Genomic DNA, 20,907 nt, shown 5'->3' on the forward strand with positions numbered 1-20,907 from the left:
CCGCACTGACCGTCGCGGGATTCTCCCACGCCACCCAGTGGGCCCTCGTGATAGCCACCGGGTTCATCCTGCTGGGCTTGCACGGGACCCTCCAGGTCCGCAAGGCGGCCCGCCCGGAGGAGCCGCAGGTGCCCGCCGCGGCGCAGTAGCGCGTAGTTGCGGTCTGATGCGCCGGGCGGGGGACGACGACGCCGTTCCCCGCCTGCCGTGCGGAGCGCCACTGCCCCGTTGTATTCGGGACAGTGCCCCTGCCCTCGGAAACTCTGGCCGAACGGCCATTGTCCCGGCGGAGACGGGTCTGAGACGGTGATTGCTCGGGAGATTTCCTGTGGAACGATCGGAACAGGTGAGCGGCAGTGGCATCTACAACGGGATGGCGGAGCGGTCTCCGCGAAAGGCGCCCCGGCGGGGCCTCCGGCGAGTCCCGGCCCCGGCGGCAGGAGATTCTGAGAGCAGATCCTTACTACCCGCACACGGGGTGGCGGGCGGCCGTGGCATGGCTGGTGTACTTCTTTTTCTTCTTGGGGTTTACCGCGTTCATCATTCTCATGGTTCCGGACCACGAGTTCGGGTGGTACTACGTGACCTACACCGCCGCGTTCGCTACGTTCAGCGTGATCATCCAGTTCTTGAGCCGCAGGGCTCGCTTACGAATGCTGGAGAACACGGGGCAGATACCGCCTGCTGAGAAGACCGCGGTCGACGACTCCCGGGGTTAGATTCCCATCCCCCGCACTGCCGGAATCGCATGCCACCGGGAGAGGGGCGCGAGGTCCTCGACGTCCTCCACGCCGTCGAGCGGCTGCCAGCGCAGCTCCTCGATCTCGGCTGCGGGTGTCGGCGTGCCCTCCAGCGGGACGGTGCTGAGGAAGACGTGACTGTGCAGGGCGTGGCCCGGCTCGTTCGCGGCGTCCGTGTGCCACTCGCCCACCGTCATCAGGTCCGCGGGGTACAGGTCGAGCCCCAGCTCTTCGCGCACCTCGCGGACGCCCGCCTCCACGGGTGACTCCCCGGCCTCGGGCTTGCCCCCGGGGAACATGAACATGGACGTCCCGCGCTTGCGCACCGTCAGCACGTGGCCGTCTCGGGCCCGGCGCAGCACCACGCCGGTGACCTTGATGACGGGGCGGGCGTCGTCGTCGGCGGGGGAAGCCGAGGCGGTTGGAACAATCGGAGCAGCCGGGGGACTCGAAGAGGACGCGATGGCACCCGGGCGAGCATCATGGGAAGCGGACATGCCCGCCAGTCTAAGGAGACGCCGTGACCAACCCCCTGAGCGAACTGCCCGTGCCCTTGCTCCAGGCGCCCATGGCGGGCGGGCCGTCCACCGCGGCGCTCGCGGTCGCTGTGGCCCGGGCCGGCGGGCTGGGGATGCTCGCCGCCGGGTACAAGACTGTGGAGGCCATGGCACAGGAGATCCGGGAGGTCGCCGTGAAGACGGACCGCTACGGTGTGAACCTCTTCGTCCCTGAGCAGGGCCCGTCCGACCCTGGGGAGCTCGAGGCCTACGCCCGCGCACTGGCCCCGGTGGCTGCTGAGCTGGGCGTGGCCGCGCCGCAGCCCGGCGAGTTCTCCGACGACCACTACGCCGCCAAACTCGACCACCTCGCCACCCACCCCGTACCGTTCGTCTCCTTCACGTTCGGGCTGCCGTCCCCGGACGACGTCGCCCGGTTGCGGTCCGCGGGCACGGTCGTGGTGCTCAACGCGACCGACGAGGCCGAGGTCCGCGCGGCGCTGGTCCTGGACCCGGACGCGATCGTGGTGCAGGGGACCGAGGCCGGGGGCCACCGGGCCACCCACGGCCAAGCGAAAACCCCCCTGGAGATCTCCACCGCGGACCTCGTGAGTGCGGTGCGGGAGACGACGGCGCTGCCGCTGATCGCCGCGGGCGGTGTGGCAGACCGGGAGACCGCGGAGGACCTGATGGAGCGCGGCGCGGACGCCGTGCAGGTGGGCACGCTGTTCCTGACCACCGAGGAGGCGGGCACCAAACCGGCGCACCGCGAGGCACTGCTGAGCGGGAGGTTTGGGGAGACGGTGGTGACCCGGGTGTTCTCCGGGCGGGCGGCTCGGGCGCTGCGCAACGCGTTCACCGACCGGCTGGAGGCCGAGCAGATCAGCGGCTACCCGCAGGTCCACCACATGACGGCCCCGCTGCGGGCGGCCTCCGCGCAGGACCCCGCGGGGCTGAACCTGTGGGCCGGAACGGGCTTCGCGGCGTGCCGGGAGACCACCGCGACGGACGTAGTGGAGCAGTTCAGGGGGTTGTGACCGCCGTTCAGAGGGGGTCATCGCACCGGTGGCCGACCGCCGGTTGTCGAGCCGAGCACGCACCGAGGAGATCTACCGCGGTCACTGGGACGCTCTCGGGCACGTGCTCCCGCCGAGCCGCACGGTGTTTCGCGGCACGTGCCAGCCCGGCGATGCTTACCATACGTATGGTAGCTTGCACCGCATGACGACCAAACCCGAGATCCTCGACCGCGCCCTGGACGTGCTGCGCGCGGGGGATGCCCTCACGCTGGACGCCGTGGCGCGCGCCGTCGGCATCACCAAGCCCGGGGTGGTGCACCACTTCCCCACCAAGGACAGGCTCTCTATGGCCGTGGTGGACCACCTGCTCGACCACTGGGAGACGGAGTTGATGCATCGCGCGGGACCCGACCCGGACGCCATCACCCGCCTGCGCGCCTACGTGGAGTTCGCGCTGCTGAACCAGCTGGACCCGGCGGACCTCGCCGTCCTCGCAGACTCACGGCTGCGTCCCGAGCTTGCCGCCCGGTGGAGCGAGCGCATGAGCGAGTGGTTCGGGGACTCCGACCGCCCGAACATCGTGGCAGCCCGCCTGGTGGCGGACGGTGCGTGGATCGACCGCTGCCTCGGGATGCTGGACCTGGACGAGGGCCACCGGCGCGCCGTCGTGGACCTGACCCTGGGCCTGGTAGGGGACGGCCCCACGGCGGAAGGCCTCGGGGCAGAGGGAGCGGACTCGTGAAGAAGTGGCTCTTCCTGGTCCTCGCGATCGGCTGCGAGGTGACCGGCTCGGTGTCCATGAAGACCGCCGTGGAGTCGCCCGGCTTCTACGCCCTGGCCACGCTCGGCTACGTGGGCGCGTTCGTCTGCCTGTTCGTCTCGCTGCGCAACGGCATGAGTCTGGGTGTGGGCTACGGCATCTGGGGTGCTGCCGGGGTGGCCGCCACCGCCGTGATGTCCATGCTGATCTTCGGCGAACCCATCACCCTGCTCATGGGCGTGGGTCTCGTGGCCGTCATGCTGGGCGTGCTGCTCGTGGAGGTCGGCTCACAGCTGGACAGGCGGGGCGGGGTGGACCAGAGCGGGGCGGACGACGGCCGGACGCCCGGGAGCATCCGCTCGACTCCCACCGCAACGGATGCCACCCGATGACCGCGTTCCCGCTTCTGCTCCTCGCGCTGGCCATCCTCTCGGAGGTCACCGCCACGGTCTGCCTGCGCATGGCGAGCGCGGGCGGTGGGAGGTGGTGGATCGGTGTGGTGGCGGGCTACCTCACCGCCTTCACCCTGCTGGCGGCGGTGCTGGCCCAGGGCATGGCGCTCGGGGTGGCGTACGGCATCTGGGCCGCCGCCGGGGTGGCGCTGACGGCGGTGATCAGCCATCTCGTCTTCAAGGAACCCCTCACGTGGGTCATGAGCCTGGGGCTGGTGCTGATCGTGGGCGGCGTGCTGCTCATCGAGACGGGCGCGGCCCACTGAAGGAGGTGGGCTCGGGCGTTACTGTGGGATCAGTCATCGGCCCGCAACGGTAGCCCGCTCACCCCATGGAGGCACCATGCCCACTCAGAAGATCGTGGCCCCACCGGCCAAAGCCGCCATGTTCCTGGTCCTCACCGTCAACGAGGGCGCGGAGGCCCAGGTGGCGGATGTCTTGACCGGCGTTTCGGACCTCACCAAGGCGGTCTCGTTCCGTGTGCCCACGAGCAACCTGCTGTGCGTGGTGGGCATCGGGCACGACGCCTGGGGTCGGCTCTTCGACGCTCCGCTGCCCAGGGACCTGCACCCGTTCCGGGAGTTCCACGGGGAGGTGCACTCCGCACCGGCCACCCCGGGGGACATCCTCATCCACCTGCGCGCCGGCACACAGGACGTGTGCTTCGAGCTCGCCAAGCAGCTGATGAGCAGGCTGCGCCCGTACACGCGGGTGCAGGACGAGGTCCACGGCTTCAAGTTCTTCGAGGAGCGGGACCTGCTGGGCTTCGTGGACGGCACCGCCAACCCGGAGGACGAGGACGCCCAGTCGGCCGCCGTGGTGGGGGATCAGGACCCCTCCTACCGTGGGGGGAGCTACGTGCTCGTCCAGAAGTACCTGCACCAGATGGACGAGTGGGAGGCTCTGTCCACGGGTGAGCAGGAGCGGGTGATCGGGCGCTCGAAGCTCGAGGACATTGAGATGTCGGACGAGCAGAAGCCGGCGAACTCCCACGTGGCACTGAACGACCTCGACGACGTGGACGGCAACGCCCGCGAGATCATGCGGGACAACATGCCGTTCGGCGAGGTCGGCTCGGCCGAGTTCGGCACGTACTTCATCGGCTACGCCGCGGACCCCGCGGTCACCGAGACCATGCTGGAGAACATGTTCATCGGCAACCCGCCGGGCACATACGACCGCATCCTCGACTTCTCCACGGCGGTCACGGGCGGCCTGTTCTTCGCCCCGCCCAGGTCCTTCCTGGACGACCCCACCACGGTTCCCGCCCAGGACACCTCCTCCGGTGCCGACGCCCCGGACGACGACGCCGCGTCCGCCTCCCCAGCGGACGGCTCCCTGGGCATCGGCAGCCTCAAGCGGCCCTGACACGAGCCGGACCCACCACACGACAACCTGATCCAAGGAGCTGACGATGAACAACCTGTACCGCGATCTCGCCCCCATATCTTCCGCAGCCTGGTCCGACATGGAGGACGAGGCCCGCAGGACCTTCCGGGCTCGCGTGGCCGCGCGCCGCGTCGTCGACATGCCGGAGCCCGCCGGAGCGGAGTTCTCTGCGCTGGGCACCGGCCACGTGAGTCGCATCGAGGCGGACACCAGCGGCGTGCAGGCGCTGCAGCGCCACGTGGTGCGCGTGGTGGAGCTGCGCGCGCCGTTCACCGTGAAGCGCTCGGACGTGGACGACGTCGAGCGCGGCGCCACGGACCCGGACTGGCAGCCCGTCAAGGACGCCGCCGTGGCCCTAGCCTCCGCCGAGGACCGCGCGGTGTTCTACGGTTCGGACGCCGCGGGGATCCAGGGCATCGCGCCCGCGAGCGACAACGGCCGCGTCACCATGCCGCAGGACGTCCGCGAGTTTCCCAACGCGGTGGCGAAGGCCAAGACGGAACTGCGGCTGGCCGGTGTGGCCGGGCCGTACAACCTGCTGCTGCCCGCGGACCTCTACACGGAGGTCACGGAGACCACCGACCACGGCTACCCGATCTACGACCACATCTCCCGCATCCTGGGCGACGGCAGCATCATCTGGGCCCCCGCGCTCGACGACGCCCTGCTGCTCTCCGCGCGCGGTGGCGACTACGAGCTGCACCTGGGTCTGGACACCGCGATCGGCTACTCCTCTCACACGGCTGAGACCGTGGACCTGTACCTGCGTGAGACCCTCACGTTCCGGGTCAACACCTCCGAGGCGAGCGTGGTCATTGCCCACTGACCCCGGTCCGCACGAAGAACCCGCCGCGCACTCCCCCAAGGAGTGCGCGGCGGGTCGTTTCATACCCGGGGTCAGCAGGGGCCCTGCGGGTCACCCCCTGCGCAGGAACCCGGCGAAGAACTCGCCCAGCTCAGCGGTGGCATCCAGCGGGAGGACCGCGGCCACGTAGTGATCCGGGCGGACCACCACGACGGCGCCGTCGCGGCTGATCCTGCGCACGTCGAAGACGTCCTCGCCGGGGATCGCGGCGTAGACGCGCTCCCAGTAGTTCAGCTCGAACGGGCCCACCTGCGGCTTGAACGCGCGCGGCACCTTGGTGATGTCGACGTCCGTGTAGGGCTGCTGGTAGGTGACGTCCACGTCGAAGAGGGTGGCATCGCCGTCGTCATCACGGCGCAGCGCCACGAGCGGGGATGAAGGATCGTTCTGCCACCACTCGGCGAACGCGGTGGTGGGGGAATCCGCCCCGGCCACGGAGCTGTCCGCGAAGACGTGGATGCGCCAGCGCCCGTCCGCGGTGGCCTCGTGACCCTGGTGCACGACCATGGAATCGCACACGCGCTGGACGCGGGCGGACTTGAAGCGCTTACCCACCGGGTAGCCCTCGGCGAAGTCCTGGTGGTCGGTACCCGCCGTGATCAGGGACGGCTGGTACTCGGTCATGAACCCGGCCGGGAACTCCGCGGTCTTCACGTAGAAGTCCTCGAGGTACGTGGGATCCGGCAGCTTGTCCTGGGGGGTGGCCATGAGGGCGGACCACTCACGGTCGAAGTCGATCAGGTTCTTGGCGATCACCTGACGTTCCTCGGAGTAGGTGTCCAGCAGCGACTCGTCCGCGCGCCCGGAGAGCACCGCCCCGAGCTTCCAGCCCAGGTTCCAGCCGTCCTGCATGGACACGTTCATGCCCTGGCCGGCCTTGGCGGAGTGGGTGTGACACGCGTCCCCGGCGATGAACACGCGGGGCACGCGGGTGCCGCGGTCCTCGGTGTCGACGTCGTCGAAGTGGTCCGTGAGGCGGTGGCCCACCTCGTACACGGAGGACCAGGCCACGGACTTCACGTCCACGCTGTAGGGGTTGAGGATCTTGTTCGCGCGGCGGATGATCTCCTCCACCGGGGTCTTGCGGATCTCGTGGTTGTCGTTATCGGGGACCTCGCCCAGATCCACGTACATGCGGAACAGCAGCCCGCCCTCGCGCGGGATCAGCAGGATGGAGCCGTTCACGGAGTTGATCGCGCACTTGGTGCGGATATCCGGGAAATCGGTGTTGGCGAGCACGTCCATGACGCCCCACGCGTGGTGGGCGCCCTGGCCGCTGAGCGTGCGACCGATCGCCTTGCGCACGCGGGAGGACGCGCCGTCGCATCCGAAGACGTACTTGGCGCGCACCGTGCGCTCCTCGCCCTCGCGCTCACCGGCGGCGTAGCGCACGGTCACGGCCACGGGGTACTCCTGGCCCTGGTCGATCTCCAGGTTCACGAACTCGATGCCGTAGTTGGGCGTGATCCGGGCCGGGCCGCGTTCGGCCGAGCGCAGGAAGTAGTCCAGCACGCGGGCCTGGTTCACGATCAGGTGCGGGAACTCGGACACGCCGTGGGGGTCATCCGCGGGGCGGCCGGTGCGCACGATGTTCTGGGGGTTGGTGGGATCCGGGTTCCAGAAGCACATCTCGCGCAGGTGGTACGCCTCCTGCGTGATCTCCTCCGCGAAACCGAAAGCCTGGAAGGTCTCCACGCTGCGGGCCTGAATACCGTCCGCCTGGCCGATCTCCAACCGGTCCGGACGGCGCTCGATCATGCGCGTGTTGACGTCCGGGTACTGGGACAGCTGTGCCGCCGCGATCACACCCGCCGGTCCCGTGCCCACGATCAGCACGTCCATGGTGTCGGTCAGGTCCTCGGGGCGGTCCACGCCGCGGCCGCGGGGCTCCTCGATCCGGGGATCCTCGGAGACGTATCCGTTCTGGTGAAATAACATGCCTTCTCCTGGCTTGTGCGGTGATCTCGCAGGGTGTTCCCGCAGGGTCCGGGATCCGGGTCCGAGTCGCGGACGTGCCGCGGGGCGGCGTCCGTGCTGTGCGGTTCCACCGGTGAGATCCGTACGGCGGGTGCGGGCCACGCTGCCCGCCCCGGGGTGGTTCGGTGGCGTCGAAAGAGTGTGTCACGGATCATATACGATTTGTGTTCTGGGTAACAATTACAGCCCCATGGTCCTTCCGGGTGCACGGGAATACGGAAACGAGGGGCCGTGCGAGGGGCGCCCCGAGGGGGCGGAAGAGGAAGCTCAGGCCCACTGTGGTGAATGCCATAAGAGTGGCCGCCTGGGGGTCTATGGGCTCGAAGAACAAGTGGTTGAACACGAGTCCCGCGGCGGAGGCTAAGAGGAAGAAGTCGTACCACTCGATACTGGTACCGATGATGGTTTCGGCCACGATCTTGCGCTGCTCACGACGCCGCGTGGCACTTCTGGCCGTTGTTTCGTGGGCGATGGGATCGCGGGTCGCCATGTGTGACTCCTTCGTCCGGCGAGTCTGGTTCTCTGGGGTGGGTGCGCCGCCCGGGTGTCCCAGGGGGAGATGATGTGATCCACGCCACTTGCTCAGAATATATAGATAATATACGATTTCAAATAACATTCTGACGAGGAGGCGGTGGCCGTGATCGAGAACCCCCAGGAGGCTCAGCAGGCTTCATTCGGAGCCCCTGAACAGCCGGTTCCCGTGCATCCGGGAAAGATCATCGCGGTGCACGTGGCCTACGAGTCCCGTGCGGCGCAGCGCGGTCGCAAGCCCGCCGTCCCGTCCTACTTCCTCAAGCCCTCGAGCTCGCTGGGCGGTTCGGGCACCGCGGTGGAACGCCCCGCCGGCACCGAGCTGCTCGCGTTCGAGGGCGAGATCGCCCTGGTGATCGGGACGCCCGCGAAGAACGTCTCCCTCGAGGACGCGTGGTCCCACGTGGCCTCCGTGACCGCCGCCAACGACTGGGGTCTCTACGACCTGCGCGCCGCGGACAAGGGTTCGAACCTGCGCAACAAGGGCCGTGACGGCTACACGTCGCTGGGCCCCTCCCTGATCGACGCCCGCGAGATCTCCCCGGAGCAGTTGCGCGTGCGCACGTGGCGCAACGGTGAGCTGGTCCAGGAGGACACCACTGCGGCGGAAAACATGATCTTCCCGCTCGCCCAGTTCGTGGCGGACCTCTCCCAGCACCTGACCCTCGAGGAGGGGGACGTGATCCTCACGGGCACCCCCGCCGGTTCATCGGTAGCGCAGCCCGGGGACGTCGTGGAGATCGAGGTGGACGCGCCGGAGGTGGCGGGAGCGCCGTCGTCGGGCCGCCTGATCAGCCACGTGACCGAGGGTGACGAGAGCTTCGACGAGGGGCTGGGCGCCATGCCCGCCGTGGACGACAAGCAGCGCGAGGAGGCGTGGGGTTCCCGCGAGGCCGCGGGTCTGCCGGACTCCGACGCCGCGGCACTGCCCGAGGCGTTGCGCGCCAAGCTCGAGAAAGCGCCCACGGCCGGGCTGTCCGCGGAGCTGCGCAAGCGCGGACTCAACAACGTGGTGATCGAAGGCGTGTACCCGCAGACGCCCGGCACCACGATGGTCGGCACGGCCAGGACCCTGCGCTTCGTGCCCAACCGCGAGGATCTCTTCACGTCCCACGGCGGCGGGTACAACGTGCAGAAGCAGGTCTTCGACGCCGTCGGCCCGGGTGAGGTGATCGTGATCGAGGCCCGCGGGGCGGCAGGTTCCGGCACGCTCGGTGACATCCTCGCGCTGCGCGCCCAGTTCAACGGCGCGGCGGGAGTGGTCAGCGACGGCGGTGTGCGCGACTACGCGGCCGTCGCCGAGATCGGGTTGCCCGTCTTCGCGCAGACCGCGCACCCCGCTGTGCTGGGCCGCCGGCACGTCCCGTGGGACCAGGACGTCGCCGTGGCGTGCGGCAACGCGACCGTGCTGCCCGGTGACGTGATCGTGGGCGACGACGACGGTGTCATCGTGATCCCGCGCGAGCTCGCCGAGGACGTCGTGGACGCCGCCCTGGCCAAGGAGCGCGAGGACGCCTGGGTGGCCGAGCGCGTCGCCGAGGGCAACCCCGTCAAGGGACTCTTCCCGCCCACGGGGCAGTGGCAGGAAGAATTCCAGCAGTGGTTGGCGGAACACCCCGCCTCCGACGACTGACCGACACCCCCATCGAACCGAGGAATCCGTGACCACGACCACCGGGGCCCCCAGCAAGGCCCAGCGTGCCTACGACTGGATCAAGAGCCAGATCATGACCCAGGCGTTCTCGCCCGGCTACCGCCTGGTGCTCGCGAGCATCGCGGAGACCCTGGAGATGTCCGTGGTGCCCGTGCGCGAGGCCATCCGGCGGCTCGAGGCGGAGGGCCTCGTGACCTTCGAGCGCAACGTGGGTGCGCGTGTGTCCATGGTCAACGGTGAGCAGTACCGCTACAGCATGGAGACCCTCGGTCTGTTGGAGGGTGCGGCCACCGCGCTGTCCGCGGAACACATGACCGCGGCGGACCTCGCGCACGCCCGCCAGCTCAACGTCTCCCTGGAGGCGTCCCTGAAGAACTTCGACCCGCAGGCGTTCACCGAGACCAACCACGAGTTCCACCGGGTGCTCGCGTGCCGGTGCCCCAACGAACGTCTCAACGACCTCGTGATGGTCGAGTGGGAACGGCTCAACCACCTGCGCACCTCCACGTTCTCGTTCATCCCCGAACGTGCGCGCGCCTCGGTCAACGAGCACTACCACATCCTGCACCTCATCGAGACCCGCGCCCCGGCCGACGCCGTGGAGCGCGCCGTGCGCCAGCACCGTTCCGCGACCCTTCGCAGCTACCTCAGCAGCCGCGCCGACACCCACGAGGAGCCGTAGCGCCGGAGCTCGTGAACCACCGACCCACCCGTACCGATCGGGCCGCCGGCCGGGCGCGACCGGTCAGGACCGGTCCATCAAGAACACGCAATCAGAAGCAACCCGTCAGAAGTCACCGACTGGAGGAGTCATCCCATGGCAGCTCTGCAGGAGACCACGCCCGAGAACCTTCCCGATTCCATCCGCCACTACATCAACGGCGAATGGGTGGATTCCGTGGACGGGGTCACGTTCGAGGTGCTCAACCCCGTGACCAACAAGCCCTATATCAAGGCCGCCTCCGGTAAGAAGGCGGACATCGAGGCCGCCGTGGCCGCAGCTAAGAAGGCGTTCGACGAGGGGCCCTGGCCCAAGATGCTGCCCCGTGAGCGCTCGCGGGTGCTACACAAGATCGCGGACATCGTGGAGTCCCGCGGTGGCCAGCTCGCCGCCATGGAGTCCTACGACTCCGGTCTGCCCATCACCCAGGCCCTGGGTCAGGCGCGCCGCGCCGCGGAGAACTTCCGCTTCTTCGCGGACCTGATCGTCGCCCAGATCGACGACGCCTACAAGGTCCCCGGCCGCCAGGTGAACTACGTCAACCGCAAGCCGATCGGTGTGGCCGGGTTGATCACCCCGTGGAACACCCCGTTCATGCTCGAGTCCTGGAAGCTGGGTCCGGCCCTGGCCACGGGCAACACCGTGGTGCTCAAGCCAGCCGAGTTCACGCCCCTGTCCGCGTCCCTGTGGCCCGGCATCTTCGAGGAGGCCGGTGTCCCGGCCGGTGTGTTCAACCTGGTCAACGGCTTCGGCGAGGAAGGCTACGCCGGCGACTCGCTGGTCAAGCACCCGGACGTCCCGCTGATCTCGTTCACGGGCGAGTCCCGCACCGGGCAGATCATCTTCGGCAACGCCGCGCCCTTCCTCAAGGGTCTGTCCATGGAGCTGGGCGGCAAGTCCCCGGCCGTGGTGTTCGACGACGCCGATCTGGAGGGCGCGATCAACGCCACGATCTTCGGTGTGTTCTCCCTCAACGGCGAACGCTGCACCGCGGGTTCGCGCATCCTGGTCCAGCGCGGGATCTACGACGAGTTCGTGGAACGCTACGCGGCCCAGGCCAAGCGCGTGAAGGTGGGTCTGCCCTCGGACCCGTCCACCGAGGTGGGCGCGCTCGTGCACCCCGAGCACTACGAGAAGGTCATGTCCTACGTGGAGATCGGCAAGCAGGAGGCCCGTCTGGTGGCCGGTGGCGGTCGCCCCGAGGGCTTCGAGACCGGTAACTACGTGGCCCCCACGGTGTTCGTGGACGTCAAGCCGGACGCCCGGATCTTTCAGGAGGAAATCTTCGGTCCGGTCGTGGCGATCACGCCGTTCGACACCGAGGAAGAAGCCCTGGAGCTGGCCAACAACACCAGGTACGGCCTGGCCGCCTACATCTGGACGAGCGACCTCAAGCGGGCCCACAACTTCGCGCAGAACGTGGAGGCGGGCATGGTGTGGCTCAACTCCAACAACGTGCGTGACCTGCGCACGCCGTTCGGCGGCGTGAAGGCGTCCGGGCTGGGCCACGAGGGCGGCTACCGCTCGATTGATTTCTACACGGACCAGCAGGCCGTGCACATCAACCTGGGCGAGGTGCACAACCCCGTGTTCGGCAAGCAGGAAGACGCCGCCGAAGAAATGGACGCCTGAGCGTCCCCCTCCTCTACCAACCCGGTGCCACCCACGAGAAGGACACACCATGACGAATCCCGCTGATCGGACAATGACGTCCTCGGGCTTCTACGTTTCGCAGGAAGCTCCGATCACCACCGACAACCCCATCACGACCCCGTCCGCGCCTGCGCCGGACATCCTGCGCTGCGCGTACATGGAGCTCGTGGTCACGGACCTCGTGAAGTCTCGCGAGTTCTACGTGGACGTGCTGGGGCTCACGGTCACGGAGGAGGATGCGAACACCGTCTACCTGCGTTCGATCGAGGAGTTCATCCACCACAACCTGGTGCTGCGCCAGGGCTCCGTGGCCGCCGTGGCGGCGTTCTCCTACCGCGTGCGCACCCCCGAGGACCTGGACAGGGCCGTGGCCTTCTACGAGGAGCTCGGTTGCCGCGTGGAGCGCCGCCCCGAGGGGTTCACCAAGGGCATCGGCGAGTCCGTGCGCGTGGAGGACCCGCTGGGCTTCCCGTACGAGTTCTTCCACGACGTGGAGCACGTGGAGCGCCTGGCCTGGCGCTACGACCTCTACACCCCGGGTGCCCTGGTGCGCCTGGACCACTTCAACCAGGTCACCCCGGACGTTCCCCGCGCTACCAAGTTCATGCAGGACCTGGGCTTCCGCGTGACCGAGGACATCCAGGACGAGCAGGGCACGGTGTACGCCGCGTGGATGCGCCGCAAGCCCACCGTGCACGACACCGCCATGACCGGCGGCGACGGTCCCCGGATGCACCACGTGGCCTTCTCCACCCACGAGAAGCACAACATCTTGGCGATCTGCGACAAGCTCGGTGCGCTGCGCCGCTCGGACATGATCGAGCGCGGCCCCGGCCGCCACGGCGTGTCCAACGCCTTCTATCTGTACTTGCGCGACCCGGACGGTCACCGCGTGGAGATCTACACGCAGGACTACTACACGGGTGACCCGGACAACCCCGTGGTCACGTGGGATGTCCACGACAACCAGCGTCGCGACTGGTGGGGCACCCCTGTGGTTCCGTCCTGGTACACGGACGCCTCCCTCGTGCTGGACCTGGACGGCAACCCGCAGGAGGTCGTGGCCCGCACCGAGGAGTCCGAGCTCGCGGCGACCATCGGCGCGGACGGCTTCTCCTACACCCGCCCCTCCGAGGGCGAGGAGTCCATGCCCGAGTGGAAGCAGGGCGAGTACAAGCTGGGTCACCAGCTCTGACCGTTCGGCTTCCACGACCAACGCGAGGGAGACACCATGCTGGAGAAGGAACGCATCACTAAGATCGCGGACGATCTGGCCGCGGCCGAGCGCGAGCGCACCATGATTCCGCGGCTCACGCAGCAGTACCCGGAGATGACCGTGGAGGATTCCTACGCGGTGCAGAACGAGTGGCGCCGCCGCAGCGAGGCCGCCGGACGTCGGCTGGTGGGGCGCAAGATCGGGCTGACGTCCAAGGTCATGCAGGAGGCCACGGGCATCACCGAACCGGACTACGGGGCGATCTTCGCGGACCAGGTGTACGAGAACGGCTCCGTGATCCGCCACGACCAGTACTCGAACGTGCGCATCGAGGTGGAACTCGCGTTCGTGCTCCGGGACGAGCTGACCGGGCCGAACGTGACCATCTTCGACGTCCTGCGCGCGACCGAGTACGTGGTCCCGGCGCTGGAGATCCTCAGTTCGCGCCTCGAGATGGAGGGTCGCACGATCGTGGACACCATCTCGGACAACGCGGCACTGGGTGGGATGGTCTACGGCGGTAACCCCGTGGCTCCGGACTCCGTGGACCTGCGCTGGGTCTCCGCGCTGCTGTACCGCAACGAGAGTCTCGAGGACACCGGCGTGGCCGCGGCCGTGCTCAACCACCCCGCGAACGGTGTGGCGTGGCTGGCCAACAAGCTCGCCGCGCACGACGACACCCTGCCCGCCGGAAGCATCGTGCTGGCCGGTTCCTTCACCAAGCCCATGTGGGTCCACCCCGGGGACACCGTGCACGCCGATTACGGAGATCTGGGGGCCATCACATGTCGGTTCGAGTGAACGATCTGATCCACGCGTTCCGCGCGGAGGACGCTCCCAACCTGCCCGGTGTGCTGCCGAGCCTCAAGGACCTCTTCCCGCTGGCCTCTGACGATCAGCCGGTGATCGGGATGTTCCACTCCTCCGGGGATCCCGCCGCCGCGGAGATCCTGGCCGGGGCCGGTTTCGACTACCTGCTGATCGACGGCGAGCACTCGCCGCTGTCGCTCGAGACCATCCAGTCCGTGCTGCGCGCGATCGCCGCCTACCCCACGCTCGGGGTCGTGCGGGTCCCCGAGAACAGCGAGGTGCTCATCAAGCAGTACCTGGACCTCGGCGCCCAGTCGCTCGTGGTGCCCATGGTCGACTCGGTCGAAGAGGCGCAGGCCGCCGCTCGGGCGGTGGCCTATCCGCCCGGGGGTGTGCGCGGCGTCGGCTCCGCCCTGGCCCGCTCCGGCCGGTGGAACCGGATCCCCGGGTACCTGACCCGGGCACGCGAGACCATCACGCTGATCGTTCAGGCGGAGTCTGCCGCTGCCGTGGAGAACGCCGCCGCGATCGCCGCCGTGGACGGCGTGGATGGCGTGTTCATCGGCCCGTCGGACCTCGCCGCGTCCATGGGGCTGCTCGGTCAGCAGACCCACCCGGACGTCGTGGCCGCCGTGAAGCACGTGATCTCGGAGGTGAAGGCCGCCGGTAAGTTCGTGGGCGTCAACGCGTTCGCCCAGGACCAGGCGCGGGACTACCTCGCTTCGGGCGCGGACTTCGTGAACGTGGGCGCCGACGTCGCTCTGCTCGCCGCCGGCAGCAAGGCCCTGCTGGAGGCGTTCCGGAAGTAGCCGCCGAGGGCCGGCGTCGCGCCGCAGCTCTCGGGCCCGGCAGGCCATCCGCGCACTTCGAGGCACTCCGAAGCCACCGGCGATTTCTGGGGCAGCTAAAGCCAGGCACGATTTCCTAGGCACTCCAAAACCACTCGCTCGCCGGATACTGGCTCCAGGGTGCCCAGAATTTCGATACTGGCTTCCGCATACCCCAGAATGCACGCGGCACTGCCTGGAATCTTGTGGCTCAGTGCGTCGCGTGTCAGTCCATGGAAATGCTGTGCAGCATCGCCTGGATGGCGGGGACGTCCGGGTGAGTGGCGACCGTGGTGTTCAGGATGTCGACCAGTTCCTTATCGGTGACGAACCTCCCGGTCGTGTTGACCGGGCCGGTGGAGAACTCGACCCACAACTCGCGACCCGTCTCGCCTCCCGCCAGGCTCACCAGGCCGGAGGAGTTGACCTGTGAGAGGCCGAAGAGCACGGAGTCCTCGTCCGGACCCTTGGCGCTGCGGAGGTACGCGGAGTACGCGCTCACCTGCGCCCCGATGTCCTCGGACAACTGTGTGGTCTCACCGGGCACCGTGTAGCGGGGGGACGTGAACCAGTCCTCGCGCAGCGGTCGTACGTCCGTGGTGGCGATCCGACCCATCGCCTGACCCGTGGGGCTCGTGAGCTCCAAGTACCCCTGATCCGTCTTCGCGGTCCACGAGGCGGGATACTTCATGCTGAAGGCCCCGTCCGGCGCGGTGTAGGTCTCGGACAGGGCGATCGTGTCACCTGTCTGGTCGCCCGGTGCGGGCTCGGTCGGTTCAGTGGTGGCGCCGGGCGCCCCAACCGGTTCGGAACTCGCATCCGACGCCGAGGGCGTGGATGGTGCGGTCGTTCCGGAGTCCCCGGGCTGTGTCGCCGACGGCGCGGCGGACCCCGCAGTCGACGTCGCCGTCCCGCCCGATTGCGGCGGTGCGGTGCTGTGCGTGGTGGTGTCGGAGCTCGTGGGGGTGGCCGCGCCATTCGACGCGGTGCACCCCGTCAGGGTGAGGGCGGACGTGATACCGAGGGTGATGGCCCAGCTGCGGGCTGTGTTGTGTGTCATGGCTCCAGCGTGGATCCGAGCCATGTTGTTTGCAATAGTGAACAATAAAGTGTGATGCACCTGTGATGCAGGACACCTCAGCGTTTGCCCATGACGCAGGGGTGTTCTCAAGTGATCGGATCGGCGTGCCCACTCGGATCACCCGCCGAAAAACATCAGTGCGGTCATCCCGGCAGCCCACCGGAATGACCGCACCGGCCACTCTCCCCGCGCTCTTTGCCCCGCCCCGACGAACGGCCGGCGGGTCGTCTCTAGTCGACGGCCCGGATGGACTTGAGGAGCGCATCCACCGTGCCGGCCTCGTCCGTCTCGTTGATCTGATTGACCAGCTTGACCCCTTGGCTCTGGGACAGCGGTCGGTTCCCCTTGTTCACGGGGGCGTAGTAGAACTCCGCCCACAGTTCGTCCCGCTTGTCCCCGCCCGGGAGGGACACGATGCCCTGGCTGCCGGACTCCGTGAGCCCCCACAGGATCGAGTCGCTGCGCTCGCTGTGCGGCGGGGCCGGGATGTAGGTGGAGTACGTGAACACCTGGGTGCCCACCTGCTTGCTCAACCCGGTTTCCTCCCCGATCAGGGGGTGGGCGGGGCGGGTGAACCAATCACCCTTGGGGGGTCGGACCTTGGTGGAGGCCACCTTGCCCTGGACCTTCCCGTCCGGGCTGGTCAACTCCAGGTACCCGTTGTCCTTCTGGACCTTCCAGGACTTGGGGTACTTCACCGTGAACAGTTTCGCCGGATCCGTGTAGGTCTCCGTGAGCTCGTAGACGTCCGCGCTGTGGTCGGCATCCGGAGTGGCACTCGCCCCGGACTGTGCCTCACCGGACGGCGAGTCACCGGTCTGGGACTGTGTGCCGCTCGCGTCGGTGCTCGTCTGCTCCCCACCCTGCGGCGTGCTCCCCTGGGTGGCCCCGGCGGCGTCGTTGCCCGGGCCGGAATCGTTGCTGGACCCGCATCCGGTCACTGCGAACGCCCCGACCAGGGCAAGGGTGGTCATCCATGTTCGAGGTGATGTCGTCTTCGCCATAGCAAACAGGCTGACAACTTGTCCGGGTCGCTGCAATGCCACATCCGCGTTGTAATCAACCCGTGATTTTTCATTTTCATAGAACGCAGTTCCATCCCCGCGTAATCCCACGATGACCTGGGAGAACGCGGTTCACGGCGACGTCGAACTCTTAAGGGGACAACACTGTCCCTTTTGGGGGACAACGAGTGAAGTGTCCGTGAACATTGCGGCGTCAGCGTGTGGGGGAGCCGAGCACCCCGGCGGTCTTGATGGCCAGCACCGTGCCTATGTTGGACCAGCCGAACCACGCGATGAACTGGGCGGCCGCGAAGAAGAGCACGATCAGCGGGGCCACCTGGGTGATCGCGGACGCCATCATGGGCGGCACGTCCGAGGCCTTGTCGATGGTCCCGGCCACGATCCCGTAAGCGATACCGCACACGAAGAACAGCAGCCCGATGGGCACCGCGACACCGCTGATCAGCACCGAGGTCAGGGGGCTGCCGTCCTCCCCGGGGAACGGTGGGCCGGGGATGAACAACAAGGGTGAAGTAGATGGCCAGGCCCACGGCGAGCTTCCCACGGCGGCCCACAGGGCGGTGGTCTCCCGCCGGGACGGGACCGTCAGGGTCTGGGCCGTGAAGGTCTCGGCGTGCTCGCCGTCGCCGGCCTCGGCCGTCCGTGCGGCCTCCGCCTCGGAGCGTTCCTCCGCGTGGCACTTCTTGGTCATTCACGTCAGGACGGTCTCCGCGTCCCCGGCCGCGGGGTCTGCGCGGTGACACCGGCCGTCGCGAGTCCCGCGGACAGCACCGCCACGAGACCGGCGAGAATCACGAAGAGTCAGAACGGGTGCGGCGACTTGTTGCCCACCCACTCGACGCCGTTCAGGAACCGCAGCAGTGCGCCGTCGCGCCCGGTCGAACGGGTGTCCGACCGGGCGCGCTTGGGGGACCGCCGTCAGTTGTTCGGCAGGTCCTTGGGTGTGAGGTAGCGCTCGCCGTCCTCGGTGGTCTCGAGGTCGTAGTCGCGTTCCTGCTCCTGGACACGGTCCTCGACCATGTGCGAGTGCCGCACGGGTTCGATGTCCGGCATCTCCTCGGCGCGCTCGTACTGGGCGTTGCCCTCGTCGTCGACCTCGCCGTCCACGTCCGGGCGGTCGGCGGGGTTCGCGGAGATGTTCGGGTTGGGATCCCCGGGCCTGGGCTGGAACTTCCGCGTTCCGGCCAGCGCTTCCGAATCGACGTCGCGTGCGCTCTGCTCGTCCACGGTGCCCTCGCCCACGTTGGGGAAGCCGGTCTCCTTCAACGCCTTGGGCGGCTTGCCGTGGTCCGCGGCGTGGTCATCACGCACGATGTCGCGGTCGTCACGGACGGTGCGCTCCTCGACGACGCCGCCGCGATCGGTCGCGTTCACCGCGCCGTCGACGGTGCCCGGATCGGTGGCGCCCGCCGGGGGGACGCTGGTGCGACGGACCGCGCCGGGTTGGTCGGGGTCCCCTTCCGCGGAACTCTCATCCGGTTGGGTGTCGCGGCCGGCGCGGGAGTCGTCGTGGCCCTGCACGGTGGTGGGCTGGTCGGGATCGTCGATCTGACCGGCGGACGCGATGGGATCCGGGTTCTCGGGTTGCTGAGTCATGACGTGCCTCCTGTACTGTCCGTGGCGCTAACCACTGTGGTGCTTCCCATCTTGGCACCGAGGTGGGGAAACCGTAAGTACCGTGATGGATGGTTCAGCCCTGAGGGGACGTCTCCACGGGGCGGTCCGTGTGGGAGTACTGGGACCAGCTCCCGGGGAACAGCCGTCCCGTGCCGAGTCCCGCGTGCTCGGCCACGAGGAGGTTGTGGCACGCCGTCACACCGGAGCCGCAATAGGAGATCATGTGGTGCGCGTCCGTGACCCCCGCGCGCTCGAATCGCTCCCGCAACTGCTCCACCGGTTGCAGAGTCTGTCGCTCGGTCAGGTGCTCACGGCACGGGACGTTCACGGCGCCCGGGATGTGGCCGGGGCGCGGATCCACGGGATCGGGGGTGTTGCCCGCGAACCGTGTGCGGTCGCGCGCGTCCACGACCAGCGTGCCGTGGACCGCCTCGTCGATGCTCGCGAGCGCGTTGGGCGGCCACGGCACCGGGGTGAAACGTGCCTCGGGGAGGACCGTGCGGCGTCGTTCCAGCTCGCCGGAGCCTGCGGCAGACAGGCCGCCGTCGAGCAGCGCGGCGCGGTGGCCCGTGGTGCGCAGCATCCAGATGAGGCGCGCGGCCATGACGTTGCCGGCGTCGTCGTACGCGACCACCGTGGTGTCGTCGCCGATGCCCGCCCGGGACATCGCCGCGGCGAAATCCTCGGGGGCGGGCAGCGGGTGCCGACCCTTCTCCGGGGAGGCCGGGGCCGCGAGCGCGGTGGCCACGTCCACGAATACCGCGCCGGGCAGGTGTCCCTGCAGGTAGGCGGCCTCCGCGCTGCGTCCGTCCAGGTACATGCGGGCGTCCGCGAGCACCACGTCCTCGCGGTGCTCGGCGAGCCAATCGGGTGATACGAACGGGTCCATGACCATCTCCCCCACTTCCTGCGACGACGTCCTCCGACGACGACGCCGCGTGCTGTCTCCCAGCCTAGGCCCGGTACGTGCGTCGCTTCACGAGGAACGCGGGATGACCGATAAGCGCCGGTTATGGCAGGAGGTGGCCATCAGCTCTGTTCCTGCTCGAGCGCGGGATCCGGACCCACGGCGTCCCCGGGTCGCCCCCACGTGGCGGGGTCCAACAGGACGTCCTTGACGCGCAGGGCGGCGGGGGACAGCGGTTGCTGCGTGCGCCAGCCGACGACGGCGGTTTGTTGCGCCACGCTCTCCCGCACCTTCCGGATCACGCATTTGGCGCCCATGATCTCCCGCACCTGCTCGGGCACGAGCGCCACCCCGCGCCCGGCCGCCACGAGCGGGACACATGTTTGCAGCGTGGACACCTCCGTGACGGCCGCCGGGCGGGTCGTGGGGCGTTCGCGCCACACGTTGGCCAGTAACTCCGGCAGCCCGGACAGTCCCGGGTAGCGGGCGGGCACGAGCCACGTCTCGGACGCCAGGTCCGCCAAGGAGACATAAGGCGGCAGGGTGTCCATGCTGCGCGGCAACAGCACCACGAGCGGCATGGTCAGCAGGGGTTCCAGGGAGAGGTCCGCGCCGTGGATCCGCCGCAGGGCGGAGAGGTCCGAGGTCAGGACGACCCCCAGATCGATCACGCCCTCGTGCAACGTGCGCAGTGTGATGTCCGGGGAGGGGTCTCGCAGGTCGATGTCGATGTCCGGGGCCGCGCTCTCCAGGATGTTCAGCGCGTGCGGCAGGTGCCACCACTCGAACGCGGGTGCCACGGACAGCGTGACCTGACCCCGCCGACCCTGGGCGATCGACCGCATGCGCGCTGTGGTGGACGCGAGGTCGTGCAGGATGCGCCGGGCGTCCGTGGCGAGTTGTTTGCCGGCCTCGGTGGGCCGGGTGCCGCGTGCGCCGCGGTGCAGCAGCGGCACGCCGCATTCCTTCTCGAGTTGCTTCACGGTGTTGCTCAGAGCCGGTTGCGTGATCCGCAGGGCCGCGGACGCGGCAGTGAAGCCCTGGTGATCCACGACCGCGAGGAAGTACGTGAGCTGGCGCGTATCCATAATGTGTCCTTATATCTGCCTAGAAAAAATTGTATTGGATCTATGGATATGGTGTGCACCACACTGGAAGGACAT

22 protein-coding genes are annotated in these 20,907 nt (G+C 68.5%); 13 read left to right on the top strand and 9 right to left on the bottom strand.

What is annotated here, in order from left to right; translation table 11 throughout:
* The first annotated feature begins 491 nt into the window (after positions 1-491).
* A complete protein-coding gene (locus Q9R22_RS08290; protein WP_311254160.1) occupies positions 492-719 on the top strand; it encodes a hypothetical protein in 228 nt (75 codons plus the stop codon).
* On the opposite strand, the gene Q9R22_RS08295 is transcribed toward Q9R22_RS08290, so the two are convergent.
* Entirely contained in the window at positions 716-1,237 is a 522-nt protein-coding gene (locus Q9R22_RS08295) for an NUDIX domain-containing protein (RefSeq protein WP_131333757.1), read from the bottom strand. The two genes, Q9R22_RS08290 and Q9R22_RS08295, sit on opposite strands and share 4 nt — an antisense overlap.
* Positions 1,238-1,260: 23 nt before the next feature.
* Here Q9R22_RS08295 and Q9R22_RS08300 point away from each other — a divergent pair, with 23 nt between their 5' ends.
* The 6 genes from Q9R22_RS08300 to Q9R22_RS08325 all read left to right on the top strand — a co-directional run bounded on the left by Q9R22_RS08300 (position 1,261) and on the right by Q9R22_RS08325 (position 5,683).
* Complete coding sequence (locus Q9R22_RS08300) at positions 1,261-2,274, top strand: nitronate monooxygenase family protein (protein ID WP_131333756.1); 1,014 nt, start codon at positions 1,261-1,263, stop codon at positions 2,272-2,274.
* Between the two features lie 184 nt (positions 2,275-2,458).
* Complete coding sequence (locus tag Q9R22_RS08305; RefSeq protein ID WP_131333755.1) at positions 2,459-2,998, top strand: TetR/AcrR family transcriptional regulator; 540 nt, start codon at positions 2,459-2,461, stop codon at positions 2,996-2,998.
* On the top strand, positions 2,995-3,408 hold the full coding sequence (locus Q9R22_RS08310) for a multidrug efflux SMR transporter (protein WP_131333754.1): 414 nt from the start codon (positions 2,995-2,997) through the stop codon (positions 3,406-3,408). The genes Q9R22_RS08305 and Q9R22_RS08310 overlap by 4 nt, the downstream gene beginning before the upstream one ends.
* Positions 3,405-3,734 carry a multidrug efflux SMR transporter gene (locus Q9R22_RS08315; protein ID WP_131333753.1) on the top strand — a complete coding sequence of 110 codons (330 nt, stop codon included), beginning with the start codon at positions 3,405-3,407 and terminating at the stop codon, positions 3,732-3,734. Before Q9R22_RS08310 ends, Q9R22_RS08315 begins: the two co-directional genes overlap by 4 nt.
* A gap of 76 nt (positions 3,735-3,810) precedes the next feature.
* On the top strand, positions 3,811-4,836 hold the full coding sequence (locus Q9R22_RS08320) for a Dyp-type peroxidase (RefSeq protein WP_131333752.1): 1,026 nt from the start codon (positions 3,811-3,813) through the stop codon (positions 4,834-4,836).
* 46 nt (positions 4,837-4,882) lie between these two features.
* Positions 4,883-5,683, top strand: a complete 801-nt coding sequence (locus tag Q9R22_RS08325; RefSeq protein ID WP_311254161.1) for a family 1 encapsulin nanocompartment shell protein — start codon at positions 4,883-4,885, stop codon at positions 5,681-5,683.
* Between the two features lie 90 nt (positions 5,684-5,773).
* Here Q9R22_RS08325 and Q9R22_RS08330 read toward each other — a convergent pair whose 3' ends face one another.
* Both Q9R22_RS08330 and Q9R22_RS08335 read right to left on the bottom strand, forming a co-directional pair.
* Positions 5,774-7,660: an FAD-binding monooxygenase gene (locus Q9R22_RS08330; RefSeq protein WP_131333750.1), complete on the bottom strand. Its 1,887-nt coding sequence runs from the start codon at positions 7,658-7,660 to the stop codon at positions 5,774-5,776.
* A 190-nt stretch (positions 7,661-7,850) separates the two neighbouring features.
* A complete protein-coding gene (locus Q9R22_RS08335) occupies positions 7,851-8,189 on the bottom strand; it encodes a hypothetical protein (protein WP_207387862.1) in 339 nt (112 codons plus the stop codon).
* Positions 8,190-8,339: 150 nt separating this feature from the next.
* Here Q9R22_RS08335 and Q9R22_RS08340 point away from each other — a divergent pair, with 150 nt between their 5' ends.
* From Q9R22_RS08340 to Q9R22_RS08365, 6 genes are all read left to right on the top strand, one after another.
* Positions 8,340-9,866, top strand: a complete 1,527-nt coding sequence (locus tag Q9R22_RS08340) for a fumarylacetoacetate hydrolase family protein (RefSeq protein WP_311254162.1) — start codon at positions 8,340-8,342, stop codon at positions 9,864-9,866.
* A 28-nt stretch (positions 9,867-9,894) separates the two neighbouring features.
* Positions 9,895-10,569 (top strand): GntR family transcriptional regulator, encoded by a 675-nt coding sequence (locus Q9R22_RS08345; protein ID WP_131333748.1) that lies wholly within the window; start codon positions 9,895-9,897, stop codon positions 10,567-10,569.
* Between the two features lie 135 nt (positions 10,570-10,704).
* Positions 10,705-12,240 (top strand): 5-carboxymethyl-2-hydroxymuconate semialdehyde dehydrogenase, encoded by a 1,536-nt coding sequence (gene hpaE, locus Q9R22_RS08350; protein ID WP_131333747.1) that lies wholly within the window; start codon positions 10,705-10,707, stop codon positions 12,238-12,240.
* A 49-nt stretch (positions 12,241-12,289) separates the two neighbouring features.
* Complete coding sequence (hpaD, locus tag Q9R22_RS08355; RefSeq protein WP_131333746.1) at positions 12,290-13,456, top strand: 3,4-dihydroxyphenylacetate 2,3-dioxygenase; 1,167 nt, start codon at positions 12,290-12,292, stop codon at positions 13,454-13,456.
* A gap of 36 nt (positions 13,457-13,492) precedes the next feature.
* Entirely contained in the window at positions 13,493-14,278 is a 786-nt protein-coding gene (gene hpaH / locus Q9R22_RS08360) for a 2-oxo-hept-4-ene-1,7-dioate hydratase (protein WP_131333745.1), read from the top strand.
* 110 nt (positions 14,279-14,388) lie between these two features.
* Positions 14,389-15,096, top strand: a complete 708-nt coding sequence (locus tag Q9R22_RS08365; RefSeq protein WP_239319856.1) for an aldolase/citrate lyase family protein — start codon at positions 14,389-14,391, stop codon at positions 15,094-15,096.
* A 244-nt stretch (positions 15,097-15,340) separates the two neighbouring features.
* Here Q9R22_RS08365 and Q9R22_RS08370 read toward each other — a convergent pair whose 3' ends face one another.
* The 6 genes from Q9R22_RS08370 to Q9R22_RS08395 all read right to left on the bottom strand — a co-directional run bounded on the left by Q9R22_RS08370 (position 15,341) and on the right by Q9R22_RS08395 (position 20,832).
* Entirely contained in the window at positions 15,341-16,174 is an 834-nt protein-coding gene (locus Q9R22_RS08370; protein WP_131333743.1) for a hypothetical protein, read from the bottom strand.
* 251 nt (positions 16,175-16,425) lie between these two features.
* A complete protein-coding gene (locus Q9R22_RS08375; RefSeq protein ID WP_207387861.1) occupies positions 16,426-17,199 on the bottom strand; it encodes a hypothetical protein in 774 nt (257 codons plus the stop codon).
* Between the two features lie 214 nt (positions 17,200-17,413).
* Positions 17,414-17,911, bottom strand: coding sequence for an AbgT family transporter (locus tag Q9R22_RS08380; protein ID WP_131333742.1), 498 nt, complete (start codon positions 17,909-17,911; stop codon positions 17,414-17,416).
* Positions 17,912-18,138: 227 nt separating this feature from the next.
* Positions 18,139-18,816 (bottom strand): hypothetical protein, encoded by a 678-nt coding sequence (locus Q9R22_RS08385; protein WP_131333741.1) that lies wholly within the window; start codon positions 18,814-18,816, stop codon positions 18,139-18,141.
* A 94-nt stretch (positions 18,817-18,910) separates the two neighbouring features.
* The gene (locus Q9R22_RS08390; RefSeq protein ID WP_207387860.1) at positions 18,911-19,726 is read right to left on the bottom strand and encodes a sulfurtransferase; all 816 of its coding nucleotides are present in this window, start codon (positions 19,724-19,726) and stop codon (positions 18,911-18,913) included.
* A 140-nt stretch (positions 19,727-19,866) separates the two neighbouring features.
* Positions 19,867-20,832, bottom strand: coding sequence for a LysR family transcriptional regulator (locus tag Q9R22_RS08395; protein WP_131333739.1), 966 nt, complete (start codon positions 20,830-20,832; stop codon positions 19,867-19,869).
* Between the last annotated feature and the right edge of the window lie 75 nt (positions 20,833-20,907).

This window comes from Kocuria sp. PD6 (genome assembly GCF_031844145.1).
Classification (GTDB): domain Bacteria; phylum Actinomycetota; class Actinomycetes; order Actinomycetales; family Micrococcaceae; genus Kocuria; species Kocuria marina.